Raw genomic sequence first — 16,932 nt, forward strand, 5'->3', positions numbered from 1 at the left:
TAAGCAAGGGTAACGATTAAACGTTCGGAATGTCCGGCGGTCAAAAGTACGTAAAACACTTAATTGCATGAACAAGATGATCTGTCTGGCGGTTTGCCTGACTCCGCTTTTTATTGAACCGGCCCTGGCGCAGGATTCGTCCAAAACGCAGCAGCCTGCCAAGAAGGGACTTTTTGGTCAGATCGTTGATCAGGTTTCTACAGCTGTTTCGTCGGGCGGTAGCCTCACCAACGGTGACATTGCATCAGGGCTGAAACAGGCGCTTCAAATAGGTATCAGCAAAGGAGCCGATCAGGCATCGGCAACGGATGGTTATTTCAAGAACCCATTGCTGCGGATTGCGTTTCCGCCCGAAGCCCAGCGGGTGGCTACCCGGCTGCGGCAGATCGGGCTGGGAGCGCAGGTCGATAAGTTTGAGCTTTCCATGAACCGGGCTGCCGAGGATGCGGCCAAAGTGGCCAAACCGGTCTTCATCAAAGCCATTACGTCGATGAGTATTCAAGATGCCGTTGGGATTCTGAGGGGACAGAACGACGCGGCTACGCAATATTTGCGTCGTACGTCCGGACAAGAACTGGTGCAGCAGTTCTCGCCGATCATCGACAGTACGCTGGCTAAGAATAGCGCAACCCGCTACTACAGTGATTTGGTGACGACCTACAACAAACTGCCGTTTGTGCAGAAAGTAAATCCGAACCTGACCGAATACGCGACGAATAAAGCTGTCGACGGATTGTTTCTGCTGGTATCCCAGGAGGAAAAGAAAATTCGCGAGGACCCAGCCGCCCGCGTTACCGAACTGTTGAAACGGGTTTTTTCCAAGCAGTAGAGAAAGTAAAAAATTAATAGGGCCCGCGGTTAATGTACTGTACGTTAACCGCGGGCTCTATTAATTACCGCCTTCCATGTAGGCGTCGTTGTTGATGTAGTCAAGCTTGTTGTTCCAAACCAGTGCAATCTGTGTGGCACGCATGCGGACCTGCTCAGCAGTATCGCCGGTAAAGTTTTCCTGGAGTGCCTGGGTGAACAACTGAAGCCATCGCTCGAAGTGATCGACGGTAAGCGTGTGCTGCTGATTAACGATTAAATGAGGACGAAACGGATGGCCCTGATAAGCGTTGTTACCCAGAATGATGTTTTCCCAGAAGGCGTACATCTTGGGTAGATGCTTCGACCAGTCTACCTGGGCTACGTCCGTAAAAACAGGGCCCAGCAGCGGATCGACCTGTACTTTTTCGTAAAATGAATCAACCAGAAACTTGATCGCTTCTGGTGAGTCCAGCGTTTTCTTTTCCATGCGAATCAGATTCGTCAATGCGTTACGTCCCGAAGGTTTCGGCGTACTGTTCTCCGTTGAAGCCTAACGTCAGAATCCGCCCGTCCTGTTCAATTAATGGGCGACGAATAACGGAGGGCTTCTCGATCATGAGATCAATGGCTCCTTCTGCATCCGTTGGTTTCTCCGTATCGGACAGTTTCTTCCAGGTCGTCCCCGACCGGTTCACCAGCTCTTTCCAGGGTTTCTGTGTGAGCCAGCGTTCAATTGTTGGGCGATCGATGCCTTTCTTTTTGTAGTCATAGAACTGGTAATCGATGCCGTGGTCAGCCAGCCAGGTCCGGGCTTTCTTAACGGTATCGCAGTTCGGAATGGCGTATAACGTGTACATACTGTTGGGGTAATTTTGCCGAAAATACAGAATCCGTCGTTTAGAGCGATAGAGCCTTCGATAACGGATTCAGTATTTTGACATGCGGACTGTTCCCTGACGTGCACTGCCCGTGCCCCGTCGTGATTTTCTCTCGTCTCAGGTGCAGTTTGATTTGTCCCCAACCTGGTTGGGGACAAAAACGAATGAGTCGGACGAGTCGGTCTAAACGGCTACCTGATAATAGTCCACGGTGGGTTTGCCGTCGAAGTAATCGCTCAGGTGATGGACCGCCTGGGCGAGTAGACCGCTGGTTTCCGCACTAAGGCGGGCTTCCTCTGATTCCCATACCGATACCATCAGCGCATGATGATCCGCTGGTGCATAGAAGCAATGGCCGAAGGCAAACCCGTCATGTTGCTTGAGGGCCGGCAGTACGGTGTTCTCAAAATAGGTAACCGCTTCCTGGGCCGTCTCGGCCGTCAGCGAAGCGCGAACAATACGTGCGTACATCGTGGTAAGGTTTTTTGAAAAAATGGAACAGTTTACTGTGACTTATTGGGTAATGAGAAAGCCGTTGCTTAGCGTAAAGCCTGGCATCAATGCAACGCATTAAGGTTGGCGGTAGGCTGATTCACATTATCATGGTATCATGGTTGCCCATATTCACTTGATACGTTAGGTAAGCCATAAATCCGGTTTTTTCAGGCGCTAAATTCCCACAAGGGTTCTCCCCAACGAAGGCTTGAGGCTACCTGAATCGTACTATCCATTTATAGCCTGATTATACCATTGTTGTGGTTTAAGCGCTTATACCCCGTCCGGGCGGCTTCCCATCAGGCAACGGTCAACTGAGCCATCAAGTCCATCAGATGCTGAGCGGTTTCGGGTGAGCGTCGTCCAAGCCCGCACGAACAGGCCACATCGACCGGTTGACCATACGCCGTTTCAATGCTGGCTAAAATGTGTTTGTTTTCGGTCGTGCTACGTTTTTCATGCACAAAGCCAGCAATGAACCGTGTGCCTGATGGCAGGTTGATGTCTTTCAGGGGCGTATAGTAACTGGCCGCTACCGTTGGGGGCACTATTCCCTCAGCAAAGGGATAATGAACATAACTGAGTGTATGTTGGGCAGGCCATTCAGCAACTAGCTTGTTGGAGAAAGCGATCATTTTTTTCAACGTTTTCGGATGTACCAGTGCTTCGTTGTGAAAATCACCCAGACACAAGTGTATACCAATCTGTGCACCGGGCGTGATCTTGGCCAGCAGATCGTTGATTGGGCGCAGCGCCAAGCCTAGTAGAGGGCCAGGTAGTTTGTAAGCTGCGTATAACTCGGGCGGTACTTCAATCTGAATGATAACATCCTTACCTGCTGTCGCCAGAACGGCGTTTACCTCGCGGGCAATAACCGTGTTGAACGCATACGTGTAACGCAACCACGTAATCGGACTGGCAAAGGCAAAGCCCATCGCAAATCCCGTTGGGACGCCCAGCTGAAATTTTAGATCGGGCAAGTTATGCTGCTCACGCAGCCGCTGAAAAATGGGGTAATTCTGAAAAAAAAAGCGATCGTACCCCAGCCGAACGTGCTGGGGCATATCAGCTGGTGAACGGCGGGGTTTGAGTTTTTGAAATCCATTATAATCAACGGCCATCCCATCGTCTCCGCGAATGGGTTGTTTCACGACCTGCCAGTTCTGGGTGTCTTCGGTTAATTTTTCGATGGCATACACTACCCAGGCGATTCGATTGCCTTTGGGAAAAGCAGGTGTCTTGTCGCCAATTTCACCATCAGGTAATGAAAAAAGGGCAGGACCAAGCGTTTCAAGCGCAATGCTCATGCAGGTCTCTTCTGTGTCGAAAGGTAGGCTGCCTACCAGCATAGCAGCGCGTTTGGACGGTACGGAAGGTAACGTTTCTGGGATAATTTGGCCTTTTTTCATCGTTCAACGTGTTGATAGCTATTTTTTTAATCAAAATGCACCAGTAACCCTATGGAAACACACCCCAGCGTGATGCCTGCTACTTCACGTAGGGAAATCGTTTCGTGGAAAACAACCAGACCGAGCAGGAGACTTAATGCAATAGCGCCGAATGAATGAAGGAGACCGATCGTAACCAGGTTGAATGAGCGCATCATAAAAAACCAGCCGAGTGCTGTGGCGCCGTACAACATGCCCCCCGTCACGAGCCAGCCCCAACCCGTTAGGCCAGCCAACAACGACGCTTTTTTGATAAAATAATCAGCCAGCATTGATATAAGCTCCAGACTCACTAACAATACGATCCATTTCAGTTGCTGCGTCATTGTGCTTGTGCGTATTGGTGAAGTAGCTGGAGGAACTGATCATTTTCAGCCGACCTGATTTGAAGCAGATACTGCGGTTGATTGAGTAAGAACGGTTGAATGTCGGCAAGTAATAACCGCAAGTTAGGCCGGTATGCTTCATCTCCGGTGACAAAACCCCGGCAGGTCGGCGCTTGACAAGCACAGGTGAACGATTCGAAATGGCCAACGTAACTGCCGTAATCCTCCACGATTTCTTCGTCAGCTTCAATGGTTCGCAGGGCAATGCTGATATTATCGAAATCCAGCAGACCCGTAGAATTAGGCGCGCAGGAGTGATTTACGTACTTTCCTTCGTCCCAGGGAATAATTACCCGATTCTGATAATCGAGATAGCTATATACGTTCAACTTCCGCTGCTGAAACGAATCTATTGACAAATAATCAGCCAGCGGAATCTTGACATCCGCATCATCGGCAATCCAGAGAATAGAACCGCGCTCGAAGCGTCGTTTGGCAAATAATCCCAGCCCTTTAGGCGTGGGTTTAATGTAAGTATCAGGATGAACCATACGTAAAAAAGACGGTGACAACAATATGTTTTCTGAGTAGTAGACCGGTACAAAGCTGATGCGGACGCACAACCCTTATCAATGGCTCAAGCCGCGGGGAAGCCCGTGATCGATCAGCGGCTTACTGAGTTCCTCGATGGTGAACTGATGAGTTAAAAGCGGTAGCGTTTTGAGGGGTGCTGACAAAGTGAGTGACAGGGTGAGGGATTGATGTCCCGAAACTACTTCGGCTACTGAGTAGCTATGGACAGGCATCTAAATCCGTACGCTCGGCGATGGCACCGGGTAGCTGGGCAAATCGCAAGGACTTGTCGAACGCTATCGCTTCTTTGCTAACATGACACCGTCCCCGATCGGAATGATGGATGTGGTTACTCGTTCATCCAGGTGGAGTAGGTCGTTGAGTTTACGAATACCATCTACTTCAATGTCGGACTGAGATGGATCAGCTACCGCTCCTTCCCAAAAAATATTATCAATGACAATGACACCGCCCTTTCTCACCAAAGGCAATACCAACTCATAATATGTTACGTGATTTTCTTTATCCGCGTCAATAAAAACCAAATCAAAATGATCAAAAAATTTTTTCTTCGTAAGATCGGTTAGCGTGTCAATAGCTGGCGCAATACGTAGATCTATTTTGTGGCTGACACCCGCCTTCTGCCAGGCCTCAACGGCTACGTCGCAATAATCCTGATTGATATCACAGGTAATAATTTTTCCTGAATCCGGGATAACCAAAGCTGCGGCTAACGCACTATAACCTCTCAGGGTGCCGATTTCTAAAATGTTTTGCGCATTGATTGTCTCTATCAAAAAAGACATGAACTGAGCTTGCTCCGGGGAAATTTGACGATCACTGTTTTCCATATGCTGCGTGCTCACTCGTAAGTCTTTCAGAACTTCCGGTTCCCGAATGAGTTTTTGCCGCATGTAGTCCACTAAATCGTTGGTTAGTTGTAAGGTTTGGTGAGCCATAATCTGTATTGCTGCTACGGGTATGAAAATGTTTAAAAGGACTATACTGATGTAGTTGGTTTCTAGTGAGTAGTTGTTTGGTTACTCCAGGCAATCACTCAATAAGGACCAAATCTCATCAATCCACTCTTTGTGTTCGGGCTTCATCAGGCAAGAGCGTAAACAGGTCACAACCTCTTCATCTTTATCAATGGCCCGCCAATGATTGGGTAATAATCGAACTGGGTAATTTAAGAGCGCCAGATGCAGATTTCGCGAAGCGGCTCGGTCAAATACTTCTTTTGAGCATCGACTTATTTCACTGATCGATTTTTTATTTGGCGCCCAGACGACAATATCCAGCGCTGGTGGTTGTAAGGTAAGCCACCGTTGATCAGCGCGTATCTTCTCGTGAAAAAGTACAGCTGCCTGACGACTTGCGCTTATTCGCTTTGCAAAACGTCCTTCCTTATCCAACGGAAAAAGTTGGAGCGTCGCCCATAACGCAACGGCAGCAGCCCCCGCCCGGGAACATTCCAGTGATATTTCGCCTAGATGTAGGTCGGCACTGCTAAAATATGTGTACGGGGAATCGTGTTTGTAGTAGTGGCCTACTGACGGGTCTTTAAACAATACGCAACCTGAGCCATAAGGCTGCAAGCCATGTTTATGGGGGTCTATAACAAGGCTGTCGGCCTGCTCCAACAAGGCGTATTTTTGCGCATCGACTGGGGCTAAATTATCCGCTAGCCTGAAGTAGCCTCCGTAAGCGGCATCCAGGTGAATTCTGAACCCGTATTTCGTTTGTAGATCCAGTATGGCTGGCAGCGGGTCAACCGAGCCCAGACCCGTTGTTCCCATTGTAACCACTACTGTCCCTATCTGTCCTTTTTTGAGTTTGGCTTCCAGTTTTTTTAGGTCCATTTCCCCCCTGGTATCGCAACCAATTTTCTCGAAAGACAAGCCTAGTACCTGTGATATTCTTTCGTGCGTGTAATGGGCCAATTCAGACGCTACAATTTTCTTTCTGGGATGAAGCTTCCCGGCCACCCAGAGCGCTTCAAGATTGGCGAACGTACCGCCACTTGTTAAGTGCCCCAAGTGTTGTTGCCAGCCACACATTAAGGCAATCTCGGCGACTGCTTCTTTTTCCATCTCCGAACTGGCCCGGCCGCCATCCAATGCATGATTATTTGGATTGATCCATAGGGAAAGCATGTAGGCCAGGCGGGCAATCTCGTGCGGTGGCTTCAGCATTTGCCCGGCATAGAGCGGATGGTGGTACGGATAATTATTTTGCATCTTCTTAGCCACCTGAAGCAGTATGCCTTCCACTTCGGGGGGCATCTCCTGGTCAAAAGCAGGTAAGTGCGCGAATCCCTCAGCCAGTTGATCCAATGCTTTCTGTAAAATTGCTATCGACCCTTTGTTATACATGGATAGGCGCTTTTAGACGGTGACAAATAGCTGATTATTTTCTATGGAAACCTGACCGATCAGTAGGCGCCCCAACTTTCGAAGCCCTTCCTGTTCATTCAGGCCATCGATCAGACTGAATCTAAATTGGTGCAACGGGCACTGAACTGTCAGTGTTCTTGGGCAAACCTGGGAGTGAGTTAGCTTGCTTTTGTTCGGCATGTGTGGGCATTGATTCTTGAAAGCGTAAAACGTATTGTTTAGGAAATGGACGGTGATGTCATTAATTGATACCGACCCCCGGCGTTTGATTTCATCGACCGACCCTACACAAATAGTCTGCATAACTGATTATGGATGCGTATTGAATAACTGACGTAACATGGGATAATAGCCCAGAAACTCAAACTCGTGCTGGCGCAAGTAATGTAGCGAACGGAGGTCAGCCGTGGCGAAGCGTTCGTTCCGCTGCGTCTCATCGCCGAGTGAATTAATCTCTTCGAGCGTTAACGAGGGTCTGCTGCCTACTAGCTTGGAGGCTACCCACGTGTGTAATTCAATATCCTGCAAATATTTTTCATGCAAGTCCAATAATGCTTGAGTAAGGCCGGGCGAATTGAGCACTTTTGCTTTCTCAACTGTTGTCTGCATTGCCTGAAGCAGATGGTTCCACCAAAGGTTGTTGCTTCCGGAAAAGCCAAGGCCCATTGACGGACGTACATAATCGTTATAGATTCCCTTAGGTATCTTCGACGCCAACAGCATGGAGACCGTCGTAGCCCGGAGCGAAAGGGCTGCTTTTTGAAGAGCGATAATGGCTTGGGGCACCTTGCTGGCCTCTAATTCTTGCGATGCGCAGGTGAAAAAGAAAGAAGCATAGATAGCATCAATGGCAAAAGCCTGGTGCCCGATTCGCCACCGGTAAAAGGACGTCGAGACAGGCCCATCCTTCACACCCAGATCATCCGTCACTGTACCGGGGTATTCTTCCTGGTTGAGATCATGAATCTCCTGACTTCCACTAGTGCCCGGCAGCGACTCGTTGATTAATGTCCATCGCACCAGTACGGCCCGCAAAAAGTTGACTAGCTCAAATTCGTCCAGGCTGACCGCCATGAATTCGAGTAGAACGGCGTGCGTAACCTGGGCATCTACTTTGGCGAACTCAAGAATATCCATCTGCTCACTTTCGTGGAGGCCGAAGTAATTATTATACTCTTGGGTTTTAAAATCCTGGTGAACGATTATCTCCAGAGAGTCAATACGTATGGGTTTAAGCAGATTAGCAATGGCCGCTTGTCGTGCAGCGCAACTAGCTAGTATCGATAGTGTCTGATTACGGTGCGTAATCTTGTTTTCAACCTGAAAAATGGCTTCGTCCAGCATTTGTTCGTATAAGCTTATAGCGTCTGATAGCTGCTTGTTGTGGTCGCTATGTGACTGCTTTATGAACCGGGGAAGTGTAGCATCTCCAGGCAGCAGGCAACCACTACCTACTCTCAGGTGGTATGAACTGTCTATGTTCTTCATGTATGGGTTTGGGGTTACGCGTGCGTGGTGCCCGCCATGTCCGTACATCAACTCCTTCTTTATTTAGCCAAGCGGTAAACAGTGGGTATTTCAACTGAATTAGTAGCGTTAAAGCCACGACTGGGATCAGGCTACTGTCCCGCCTTGTTGCTAATCAAGCGTAAAACGACAGCATAATGGGGACAGAACTTCCACCCGGTGGGGCTGTTAGATCGTGTCGTGAAAATTGCCGTTCTCGGCACAAAGGTCATCCATGCTCACCCCCAAACGCCAATACGATTGTGCCATTTCTAGCCTGATCATACCATTTTGCCCCACGATTATCCTTTTCTTATCTTTGATTAGTTAATCGCTTGTCTGCCAGTCCTTTAGTCAACTTTGAGCACCTTGACGCTCTGACGCTGGCTGGGCGTGCTCACCTGCAACAAGTACATACCCGCCGGTTGCGAACTCACGCCCAATCGGCGGTGCTCCAACGCTTCGGCTCGGGGCAGCTGTTGCTCAACCACGGTCCGACCCTGGCTGTCGGTCAGCGTCAGTTGTAACGGCTGGCCCTGCTCGCCCCGGATCTCCACCGACAACTCACCGCCCTGCACGGGGTTACCCAGCACCTTGACGCTCAGGGGCACCTCCACTATCTCCTCCATCGTCGCCAGACGAGCGCCCCCGCAGCGGGGCAGTTCGTAGTCGTCCAGCTCCTGAGCTTTGTCATAGCCCGTGTTGTCGCTCTCCTTCTGACGGGCGTCGATGTCGAAGTCGCGTCGGAAGTCCTTGCTCGATACAACCAACGGGTTGGCACTGCTCCAGCCGTTGGTGATGGAGGCAATGTGGTACTCGACGGGTTTGCCGTTGCCCCCGGTGGTGCGCAGGGTGAGCTGATTGGTGGCGCAGTCGAAGAGGGGGGGCACCACTCGCAGCTTGTCTTTGATAACGGTGATGGTGGCGGAGGTGGGGGGGCTGGTGCACTGCCCCATCTGACAGATGGCCTGGTAGACGAAGGTGCCGGTCTGGTTGGTGGGCAGGGTGATGTTGCCCGTACCGCTGGTGTTGTTGGGTCCGCTCCATCGGATGGTGCCGCCGGGGCAAGCTCCGCCGATGAGGGTGACGGTACCCGAGTACTGGGGCAGGGTGATGTTGCTTTTACCCTCGGGATAGAGCTGGCCGGGTTGGTTGGTCGGGGTTTTGAGGGAGGGAGTAGTGGGTATGGGGGTGACGGTGAGGGTAGCGGTGGCCGCTGCCGAACAGCTTTGCAGGTTGGTACCGGTTACGGAGTAAGTACCGGGGGCGGTGACGGTGATGAGGTTAGCCGAGCTGGTAAAGCCGTTGGGTCCCCGCCACTGGTAAGCGCTTGCTCCGCTGGCGGAGAACGTAGCAGTCTGTCCGGCGCAGATGGCCGTCATGGAGGGGCTAATGCTAACCGTAGGGAGCGTATTGATGGTGACTGTAATCTGGGCTCGTGGCCCTTCGCATCCATTTACCGTTTGACTGACGTAGTAATTAGCGCCTTTCTGAGTCGAAGGTGTCAAAGTAGTATACTGTGTTCCACCGCTGGATACCGTGTAAAAGGTCAACGTGCCATTCATTACCGGAGTAGCCGACAGAGGACTGGCCATAACGCCTTGACAGTAGGTCGTATTCTGAGTCGCTGGTGCTGTAGGATTTGAATTGACGCCGATAATAGCTGATCCACTCATTGTCTGACTACAGCCTGTGCTAGGGTTGGTAGCCTGAACGGTATAAGTGCCTGAGTTGCTTAGGGCCGTAAAGCTTAGAGCATTCCCTGTTCCGACAATCGGGTCACCCAAGGTACTCCCCCCGCGTAGGAGTTGGTAGTTGAGTCCGGTATTGGAACCTGAGAGGCCCACGGTTCCACCACCGCAGTAGGGTCCTGTACCCGTTACTTCGTAGACAATAGGCAAGGGGTTGATGGTTACCTCTACCGTATTCTTGGTCGTCTGGACACCGGAGATGATGGTCAGCGTAAAGTTCTGATTTCCCAGACCACTAGCCAGTACACTCTGATCAAACGCGGTGGAGGTTCCTGTCCCCGTTTGGAGAATGGTACTACCGTTAGCGAGCGTGTAACTGTAGCTTGAAGAGACGAGGCCTAATGTGGCGGTGAACTGGATGCGCTGACCGGCACAGACAGGGTTAGGATTGGCTTTAAAATCGGTGATGAATTCGACAGGTTTCCACACAATCGATGGTTTGGCATTGATGGTCGTGTTCCCCACCTGTATTGTGTAGGTGCGCGTGCCCGGCACGTTGGAGGTCACCGGTATAAATGACAACCCGGTAGAGGTAGTAGGAGCAGTCCCAACCTGTTTGCCTGTTTCGTCTTTGACGGTAACCGTGGCCCCGACAACAGGATTACCAGCCACATCTATCGCCGTAACGATGATATTGGCGGTCTGTCCCACGGAAAGATTATCCGGGATAGCGACAGCGGTAGTCTTTTCAGCGGATGGTTGATTCGGTCCGGACTGCGCCAGAACCTGTCCAGACACGCCTACTATTAACATCAGCAGATAGATGGTAAAAAAATGCTTCATAAGCGGGTTAAAAGTTGGGGTTAAAACAGTAAATACATTGGCCTTTCGACACCGTAGTGCCGCTGGGGGCCGTGGCTAACGCACCCCGCTGGGCACGGCCGGACAGGGCGTTGGTCCAAGAGGAGTCTGTTTGGTTGCTCCCTCCGCCTGGCGTGACGTAAAGCGCTGAACTTTGCGCTTGGGCCTAGACAGAACAGTAGGAAGCTTAAAAGCAGGTTGGCTGGTTTCCCCGAATAAAGTAAAGAAGTGTTTCATGAGTCTATGGGGCTGTATTGACCACCAAAACAAACCCATTCCCGCTCCAAGATTCAAAAAAGCGTCTGGATAAACGTCTGGAAAAAACTATAATCGACTGATTATGAGAAGATATTTGCTGGCCTTATCACTTCCTCAAATTGAGGAGAGCAGGCATTCCTCGTAGCTGGTAACGGGGTTTGTAGGGGCCTGGTAAGGAAATAACGTCCAATTCGAACCCCTGAAACAGAGTGACCGAGTAACCCAATTGATAGAATACTCACTCGTCCTTTAGGCCGGTCAGACTCGGCTGGAAGCCAAACAGTCTGGCGATGATCTACCCAGGCAACGGCTACCAGATTGGCAACCGGTAAGGCGTACAAAGCCATCTGCCCCCGGATCCTGCTCGGATGGATGGCCTTGTACACACACATACAGATTATTTAGGAGCAGTTAAAATAACTGAAAATACGTATTTATTGGTTTTAGCATTGTAGTCAAAACCAACACCCGCTTCGGTGTAGTATTTACTACTCAATACCTGCGGGAATAACCCTTGACTATAAAGACTATTATAGACCTTTCTTTGGGCAATTAATTTATCTGTTCTTTATTGGTTTTTTATAGCTTCATTATAGCTTGCCAGAGCCTTGTAATAGCTTGCCATAGCCGCACTATAGCTTCCATCCGCAATGTTATAGTCTTTTGGGGAAGGTTTGGAAGGTTTGGATGGTTCGACTAATTCTGCTGCGTCAGCCTTGTAAGTACCATTGAATTGTTCCAATAACCTAGTTCCAGCTGATTGTCCCGGCGTGTAGCCTTCCGCTGTTACTCGCGAATAAGGCGTAGAGCTGTTACTGCCTGTATTGCTAGTTGTATTTGCCGCAATCATATAGTTTACATGCTTCTGGGCTGCGGTATTGAGTTTGTCATTTAAGGTAAGCGTTGGTAAGTTAAGCGTTGGTTTTAATTTTCTCTGATAATTGAGCTCGTCTAGGACATATTTACGCATATTGGCGATTCTCTGGGTGGTGAATGGCGAAGCACCTGCTCTTGCCCCTGCCTGGGGGGACAATTGAGGGACAACGACTTCGGGGCTCGTTTGGCAGGCGGCCAGAGCGGCTAGCAACAACGAAATGGATAAGTAATGTTTGACTTGCATGATATGGGTTGTTTTGTAAGTGAAAATGTCCCGGCTACCGGGGTGTTTCCTGAGCACAACGTTTGTCTATCGGATCAGTTGACGGATCAAAACAAGCATACACGCATCCTAAGGCCTAAAAAAGCGTCTGGACAAACATCTGGACAAAAGTATAAGTGATTGATAATAAGATATTAAAGTGTCTATCTCGGAGCCTCGTTGAGCAACTCCAATAGTGAGGATTGGCCGTTTTGCCCGAGTTTCTTGCGCAGCCGGTATCGGGTCTTATGGATGGAGTCGGGCGAGATACCCAGCATCCGGCTCATCTGCCGGGTATCCACTCGCAGTTTTGACAAGGCCAGCAGGCGTTCTTCGGCGGGACTAATACCCGAGAACTGCTGACGAAGCTGCTCGAAAAAATGAGGATGTACCCGGTTAAAACGCTCGCGAAACTCGTACCAGGCATCGTTGGTCAGTAGGGTTGAGCCGAGCAAATGCTGCTGAGCTTCCAGTAGGGGTGTATCAGCCTTTCCTACAGTGCCGACGGACGAGAGTTGAGCCAGTTCAGCCGAGATGGCGTCGATAAGAGCGTTTTTCTCCCGCAGGTTTTCCATAAACTCGTTTAGGCCAGTGGTAGCCTGCTGAAGCTGCTCTTCAACCAACTGCTTTTCCAGGCGTAAGGATTTTTCGCGCTCGGCATTGAGGACCGTTTCCTGCCGTCGTTTATGCCTGGCCAGTTGGTAGAGTCGAAAAAATAATCCCGCCATTAAGACTAGAACTCCACCTATGGCCCAGAACCAGGTCTGCTGGGTTTGGTTTTCGGTCTGGAGGACGTCCACATCTGACTGGTGTTTCTGAATCAGCAACTTCTGGTTCACCAGCGACATGCGTTGGGCATTGTAACGCTTGTTGATACGGTCCTTCAGGGTAATAACGCTGTCTGAGTACTGATAAGCCATCGCTATATCTCCCCTGGCCTGGTGATAGCGCCGGGCGACGTTATAGTAATACATCCGGTCGTATTCGTCATCTATACCGTCACTACGATTGTCTTTTAGTTTCTGCCTTCGGTAGTTTTCTGACAGTACCAGATAATAGCGACAACTGTCTGACTGACCTAGTTGAAAAAACGCATTCGCGACTCGCAGGGCATCGCCGACTGGCAATTCACGCTGATCGCCAAAGCGACGGGTCAGCTCATGCGCCAGTTTGAAGGAACGTAATGCATCCGGCCATCGGTTCTGGAGCGCATATTGAGTCCCCAGATTACCAGCTGCTATGCCGATTAACAACGAATCTTTGTAAACAGATGCTATCTGAATCGCCTTGGAGAAGGCCCGTTCGGATAGTGGGCCATCACTAGGCCGGTTTGTTTCCCGGCCCCGATTGGTATATACCATTCCTAACGTGTTGAACGTGTGAAAAGCAATTCGGGGGTTATAGATAGGATAGCGGGCCGTCTCGATCAGTAGGGCAATGGCATTATTGTATTCTTTGAAATGGTAATTGCGGGCGGCCAGTTCGTGAAGATACCGGCTGATGCCGGGAACCTGTTTGTAGCCAAGTTGACGAAACGTTTGGTTGGCGGCCAGCAGATGCTCAAAAGACCGGCCGTACTCTTCGTTCAGAAAATAATACTGCCCGGCTAAGTGATGGCAAACGGCTGCAATTTCCGGATCATCAGCAGCTTCAGCCTGTTGCCCCGTCGCCAGAAAAAGCGCGGCCTTTTGTTTGTTGGTGAGGGTAGGGTTGTGTTTAGCGTGGGTGTTACGGACAAGCCAGCTGTACCGGTTGAGTCGAGGGTCGTCTGCCTGTTTGGCCAGCGCGTCAATCTGATTCAAGAGCCAACTAGCTCGTGTAGAGTCCTGCATAATCGTTACGCAGGTGTCGAAATAGTTGAGCAGGCCAATCACCCGGTTGTCGGGCGTGGCTTGCTTTAAGTAAAGCAGAAAATTCGTATGACCAGGATCCGCTGTTCCAGATACAGCCTGGCCCGGCCATAAGCAAACAATAAGGAATAAGAAACGAACAGACAGTAAAAAAAACCGAAACATCGTCGAGTAATGGGTGACTTTGTTTCTAAATTTACTAAATACTCAAGATTAAATACTTAGAAAATTCTCTACATATGGTTCCATCTAATTGTCTATTATATAAGACGATAACAGGGGTGGGGCTATAAAATATTCTGACTAAAGGATGCAGCCGCTGCGTTTGTCGAGTACGTTAAACTTTTGCATGCACTGATTGTGAATCGTTAAAATCCTGTAGTCTTGTGAGGTCCCTTATCTCTCTCGTCAGCCGAGACTATTGACTAATTTTGAAACGAGGCACCTACAAACAACCTGCCCTCTCTAGTTCGAAACTTACTAAGCTAAGCATATTTGTACTGCCTCCTGAAAGTGTACCCCGGGTACTTTTGGGCAAAACAACCCTAGTTGAAAACGATAACGGACGTAAAGCGAGTGGAGAGACGTATCGATGAATTCGGATTTAGGTGAGACGTATCATATAGGTTTCCGACGAGGCTACGTAAATTTGTCTCTATGAAAAAATCAGAAATTAACTTCTCCATTGAATTAGATAATCAGAGTGTCCCCGAGAAAATCTACTGGGATGCTACCGATAACCCAAACGAAGGGCTGAGCGATACACGAGCGATTGCGATTGCACTCTGGGATCATTACCACAACAGCACGCTCAAAATTGATCTGTGGACGAAAGAGATGGAAGTAGTGGACATGAAGCGCTTTCTGATCGAAATGATGAGCGGCATTGCCGATACCGCCCGGAACGCCACGGGAGACCAGCAGATGGCTACGGACATCGAGAAAACGTGCGATGCATTGAGCAAACGACTCCGGGAAGAAATTAAAGCACAGCAGCAACAACAATAAATTCAGGTCCGGGAACGTGACAATTAGAACGATCTCCCTTTGTGTATGAAGAAACTTCTCATCCTGCTTTGTATAGCCAGTGTGACCCTGGCAACTGCCGCACTGGCGCAAAAAAAGTCACCTGTTAAGCCGGGAGGAATTAGTTTCCAGGCCTTACCCATCGATCGTGTATTTCAAGAAGCCAGGCGGACAGGCAAGCCGGTGTTCGTAGAAATTTTTTCGCCAACCTGTCACGTGTGTCAGAGCTTTGTGCCCACGCTGGCCGATAGCCGGGTTGGGAAGTTCTATAATGACAAATTTGTCAGCACCAAACTGGACATCGCGTTACCCACCACGCAGACGTTTCTGACCAAGCAACAGTTGTTCATTCCGTCGTTGCCCCTGTTTTTGTACTTCGATCCCAAACAGAACCTGTTGCACTTCGCGATGAGCAACAACTCGACCGACGAAGTGATCCGGCACGGTACGAACGCCATTACGCCCGCTAGCCGGAGCCAAACCATGAAAGCGCGATTTCAGCAGGGCGAACGTAATCCCAACTTCCTGATCGATTACGCGATGTTTGCTCGCATCACGAAGGACACGACGGCTAATATCGCGGCCATGAATGAGTACGCCCGGCAGCAGCAGCCCGCTACGTACGCAAGTCAGACAAACTGGCTGGCGTTGCAGAAACTAGTGCTGGATTACGAAAACCCGATTTTCGAGTACATGCTCGGGCATCTGGATGCTTACCGTAAAGCGTATGGCGCCCAGCCAACGCAGCAGGTTGCCGAAAATATCCTGATGTCGTCGCTGTACAGCAGCCGGGGAGCGCAATATCCAGCCGCGAAGATCATTGAAATTCGGCAGGAGCTGGCAAAGGTGGGTATTGATCCAAAAGTGGCCGCCAATCGGACGTTGCTGCCCGAAGTAAATGCGTTCTTCCGGGCGAAGCAGACCGCTAAAGCGATCGACCGTATGGATAAGCAGGTAAACGCCAATGCATTCAGTGTACCGGAGTACATTTATATCTCCCGCCTGTTTAACCGCAACAGCCCTGATGATACCGACGTGCCGACGGTAGTTAAATGGGTAAACAAAGGCCTGGCGCTGAAGCCAAACGCCAAAGAACAAGCTGATCTATATTATGAATTAGCTGAAGCCTATCGCCGGGGTGGGAAAACCACCGACGCGCAGAAAGCGGCTCAGAAGGCGATGGAACAGGCACAGGCCAGCCGGTCGGATACCAGGCGGAACGTTGAGCAGATGGGTAAATTAAAGTGAATTTTTAGGAGGTAAGAAAAGCGGCTGTATATTAAATAAAATGCAGTCGCTTTTCTTATATATTCAATATACAATTTCTGAAAGATTAGAATTGTGATAGAGATTTAAACTGGTATTAATATTCCTGATAATATGTACATCCGAAGTATAAAAATCGAAAACATTCGCTCGATCGAACGATTCGAAATGAATTTTGCTAAAGGAGAGGAAGCTGGATGGCATGTATTGATTGGTGATAATGGTTCTGGAAAATCGACAATTGTTCGTGCCGTAGCTGCCTGCTTAGTTGATATTCAGGAGCGAGCAGCCCTCCGATTAGTATGGGAAGACTGGATCAAGAAAGGAAGTAATAGAAGTTTAAGAACGTGTTGGGGAATTAAGTTTGGTAATGATCTTCGATACGCTGTAACATGATCTGGCTGTTGGCC

The 16,932-nt window shown here is 49.6% G+C and carries 18 protein-coding genes; 4 read left to right on the forward strand and 14 right to left on the reverse strand.

Translation table 11 applies throughout. The features are described 5' to 3' along the window. Positions 1-67 precede the first annotated feature (67 nt). The gene (locus ACYVAD_RS17260; protein WP_461140754.1) at positions 68-829 is read left to right on the forward strand and encodes a DUF4197 domain-containing protein; all 762 of its coding nucleotides are present in this window, start codon (positions 68-70) and stop codon (positions 827-829) included. Between the two features lie 60 nt (positions 830-889). On the opposite strand, the gene ACYVAD_RS17265 is transcribed toward ACYVAD_RS17260, so the two are convergent. The 14 genes from ACYVAD_RS17265 to ACYVAD_RS17330 all read right to left on the reverse strand — a co-directional run bounded on the left by ACYVAD_RS17265 (position 890) and on the right by ACYVAD_RS17330 (position 14,395). Further along, positions 890-1,297 (reverse strand): group III truncated hemoglobin, encoded by a 408-nt coding sequence (locus ACYVAD_RS17265; RefSeq protein WP_461140755.1) that lies wholly within the window; start codon positions 1,295-1,297, stop codon positions 890-892. A 22-nt stretch (positions 1,298-1,319) separates the two neighbouring features. Beyond that, complete coding sequence (locus tag ACYVAD_RS17270; RefSeq protein WP_461140756.1) at positions 1,320-1,667, reverse strand: ArsC family reductase; 348 nt, start codon at positions 1,665-1,667, stop codon at positions 1,320-1,322. Between the two features lie 204 nt (positions 1,668-1,871). Next, positions 1,872-2,159, reverse strand: a complete 288-nt coding sequence (locus tag ACYVAD_RS17275; RefSeq protein WP_461140757.1) for an antibiotic biosynthesis monooxygenase family protein — start codon at positions 2,157-2,159, stop codon at positions 1,872-1,874. 323 nt (positions 2,160-2,482) lie between these two features. Then, a complete protein-coding gene (locus ACYVAD_RS17280) occupies positions 2,483-3,592 on the reverse strand; it encodes a hypothetical protein (RefSeq protein WP_461140758.1) in 1,110 nt (369 codons plus the stop codon). A gap of 26 nt (positions 3,593-3,618) precedes the next feature. Further along, entirely contained in the window at positions 3,619-3,957 is a 339-nt protein-coding gene (locus ACYVAD_RS17285; protein WP_461140759.1) for a hypothetical protein, read from the reverse strand. Beyond that, positions 3,954-4,508 (reverse strand): SET domain-containing protein, encoded by a 555-nt coding sequence (locus ACYVAD_RS17290; protein WP_461140760.1) that lies wholly within the window; start codon positions 4,506-4,508, stop codon positions 3,954-3,956. The genes ACYVAD_RS17285 and ACYVAD_RS17290 overlap by 4 nt, the downstream gene beginning before the upstream one ends. A gap of 318 nt (positions 4,509-4,826) precedes the next feature. Continuing rightward, complete coding sequence (locus tag ACYVAD_RS17295; protein ID WP_461140761.1) at positions 4,827-5,489, reverse strand: O-methyltransferase; 663 nt, start codon at positions 5,487-5,489, stop codon at positions 4,827-4,829. A gap of 81 nt (positions 5,490-5,570) precedes the next feature. Next, the gene (locus ACYVAD_RS17300; protein ID WP_461140762.1) at positions 5,571-6,905 is read right to left on the reverse strand and encodes a pyridoxal phosphate-dependent decarboxylase family protein; all 1,335 of its coding nucleotides are present in this window, start codon (positions 6,903-6,905) and stop codon (positions 5,571-5,573) included. Between the two features lie 12 nt (positions 6,906-6,917). Further along, positions 6,918-7,229: a Rieske (2Fe-2S) protein gene (locus ACYVAD_RS17305; protein WP_461140763.1), complete on the reverse strand. Its 312-nt coding sequence runs from the start codon at positions 7,227-7,229 to the stop codon at positions 6,918-6,920. Between the two features lie 6 nt (positions 7,230-7,235). After that, a complete protein-coding gene (locus tag ACYVAD_RS17310; protein ID WP_461140764.1) occupies positions 7,236-8,414 on the reverse strand; it encodes a hypothetical protein in 1,179 nt (392 codons plus the stop codon). 368 nt (positions 8,415-8,782) lie between these two features. Further along, complete coding sequence (locus tag ACYVAD_RS17315) at positions 8,783-10,966, reverse strand: Ig-like domain-containing protein (protein ID WP_461140765.1); 2,184 nt, start codon at positions 10,964-10,966, stop codon at positions 8,783-8,785. A gap of 75 nt (positions 10,967-11,041) precedes the next feature. Next, positions 11,042-11,221 (reverse strand): hypothetical protein, encoded by a 180-nt coding sequence (locus tag ACYVAD_RS17320; RefSeq protein WP_461140766.1) that lies wholly within the window; start codon positions 11,219-11,221, stop codon positions 11,042-11,044. Positions 11,222-11,810: 589 nt separating this feature from the next. Then, the gene (locus ACYVAD_RS17325; RefSeq protein WP_461140767.1) at positions 11,811-12,362 is read right to left on the reverse strand and encodes a CAP domain-containing protein; all 552 of its coding nucleotides are present in this window, start codon (positions 12,360-12,362) and stop codon (positions 11,811-11,813) included. A gap of 182 nt (positions 12,363-12,544) precedes the next feature. Further along, complete coding sequence (locus tag ACYVAD_RS17330; protein ID WP_461140768.1) at positions 12,545-14,395, reverse strand: hypothetical protein; 1,851 nt, start codon at positions 14,393-14,395, stop codon at positions 12,545-12,547. 492 nt (positions 14,396-14,887) lie between these two features. On the opposite strand from ACYVAD_RS17330, the gene gldC reads away from it, so the two are divergent. The 3 genes from gldC (at position 14,888) to ACYVAD_RS17345 (ending at position 16,918) form a co-directional block, all read left to right on the forward strand. After that, the gene (gldC, locus tag ACYVAD_RS17335) at positions 14,888-15,238 is read left to right on the forward strand and encodes a gliding motility protein GldC (protein WP_461140769.1); all 351 of its coding nucleotides are present in this window, start codon (positions 14,888-14,890) and stop codon (positions 15,236-15,238) included. A gap of 45 nt (positions 15,239-15,283) precedes the next feature. Next, positions 15,284-16,504, forward strand: coding sequence for a thioredoxin family protein (locus ACYVAD_RS17340; protein WP_461140770.1), 1,221 nt, complete (start codon positions 15,284-15,286; stop codon positions 16,502-16,504). Between the two features lie 186 nt (positions 16,505-16,690). Then, a complete protein-coding gene (locus tag ACYVAD_RS17345; RefSeq protein WP_461140771.1) occupies positions 16,691-16,918 on the forward strand; it encodes a hypothetical protein in 228 nt (75 codons plus the stop codon). Positions 16,919-16,932: the final 14 nt, after the last annotated feature.

The sequence above is a fragment of the Spirosoma pomorum genome (genome assembly GCF_054776615.1).

Coding starts and splice junctions, on each gene's coding strand:
- gldC (WP_461140769.1), top strand. CDS start 14,888: ATGAAAAAATCAGAAATTAACTTCTCCATTGAATTAGATAATCAGAGT.
- ACYVAD_RS17320 (WP_461140766.1), bottom strand. CDS start 11,221: ATGAAACACTTCTTTACTTTATTCGGGGAAACCAGCCAACCTGCTTTT.
- ACYVAD_RS17280 (WP_461140758.1), bottom strand. CDS start 3,592: ATGAAAAAAGGCCAAATTATCCCAGAAACGTTACCTTCCGTACCGTCC.
- ACYVAD_RS17295 (WP_461140761.1), bottom strand. CDS start 5,489: ATGGCTCACCAAACCTTACAACTAACCAACGATTTAGTGGACTACATG.
- ACYVAD_RS17330 (WP_461140768.1), bottom strand. CDS start 14,395: ATGTTTCGGTTTTTTTTACTGTCTGTTCGTTTCTTATTCCTTATTGTT.
- ACYVAD_RS17285 (WP_461140759.1), bottom strand. CDS start 3,957: ATGACGCAGCAACTGAAATGGATCGTATTGTTAGTGAGTCTGGAGCTT.
- ACYVAD_RS17325 (WP_461140767.1), bottom strand. CDS start 12,362: ATGCAAGTCAAACATTACTTATCCATTTCGTTGTTGCTAGCCGCTCTG.
- ACYVAD_RS17270 (WP_461140756.1), bottom strand. CDS start 1,667: ATGTACACGTTATACGCCATTCCGAACTGCGATACCGTTAAGAAAGCC.
- ACYVAD_RS17345 (WP_461140771.1), top strand. CDS start 16,691: ATGAATTTTGCTAAAGGAGAGGAAGCTGGATGGCATGTATTGATTGGT.
- ACYVAD_RS17290 (WP_461140760.1), bottom strand. CDS start 4,508: ATGGTTCATCCTGATACTTACATTAAACCCACGCCTAAAGGGCTGGGA.
- ACYVAD_RS17315 (WP_461140765.1), bottom strand. CDS start 10,966: ATGAAGCATTTTTTTACCATCTATCTGCTGATGTTAATAGTAGGCGTG.
- ACYVAD_RS17305 (WP_461140763.1), bottom strand. CDS start 7,229: ATGCAGACTATTTGTGTAGGGTCGGTCGATGAAATCAAACGCCGGGGG.
- ACYVAD_RS17260 (WP_461140754.1), top strand. CDS start 68: ATGAACAAGATGATCTGTCTGGCGGTTTGCCTGACTCCGCTTTTTATT.
- ACYVAD_RS17275 (WP_461140757.1), bottom strand. CDS start 2,159: ATGTACGCACGTATTGTTCGCGCTTCGCTGACGGCCGAGACGGCCCAG.
- ACYVAD_RS17310 (WP_461140764.1), bottom strand. CDS start 8,414: ATGAAGAACATAGACAGTTCATACCACCTGAGAGTAGGTAGTGGTTGC.
- ACYVAD_RS17265 (WP_461140755.1), bottom strand. CDS start 1,297: ATGGAAAAGAAAACGCTGGACTCACCAGAAGCGATCAAGTTTCTGGTT.
- ACYVAD_RS17340 (WP_461140770.1), top strand. CDS start 15,284: ATGAAGAAACTTCTCATCCTGCTTTGTATAGCCAGTGTGACCCTGGCA.
- ACYVAD_RS17300 (WP_461140762.1), bottom strand. CDS start 6,905: ATGTATAACAAAGGGTCGATAGCAATTTTACAGAAAGCATTGGATCAA.